Source organism: Burkholderia sp. SIMBA_062 (genome assembly GCF_046534765.1).
In the GTDB taxonomy this organism is placed as follows: Bacteria; Pseudomonadota; Gammaproteobacteria; order Burkholderiales; family Burkholderiaceae; genus Burkholderia; species Burkholderia ambifaria.
The window spans coordinates 1-272 of the sequence record NZ_JAWRYD010000264.1 but is presented as its reverse complement, the minus strand read 5'-3'; the positions used below and the strand labels follow the sequence as shown (position 1 = coordinate 272).

Here is a 272-nt window from a genome sequence, read left to right as displayed (position 1 = left end):
CCGACCGCTGAGCCCCCTGTTTTTCCAGCGCGGGCATAAGTTGCATGACATCAGCAGCATCATCTTCGTTGATACGCACGCTGCCCTGCCACAACAGAATCATTTGCTCAAGATGCGGGAAAAACCATACCGTTGTCGATCGCAGAGCAATTTCTTCAAAGTATGTTTCATCGCCACGCTGACGGTTGATAAAGCAACGCGCCTGCCAGGGAGGCAGTTTACCCTCCTGAAGTGGCTTTTGCGGATGCATGTTCCATATTCGCCATGCAGCC

At 52.6% G+C, this 272-nt stretch carries 1 protein-coding gene; it reads right to left on the bottom strand.

Translation table 11 applies throughout. The features are described from left to right. On the bottom strand, window positions 1-250 hold a 250-nt coding region (locus SB786_RS36290), incomplete at its 3' end, for a DUF2169 domain-containing protein (protein WP_410731586.1). Window positions 251-272: the final 22 nt, after the last annotated feature.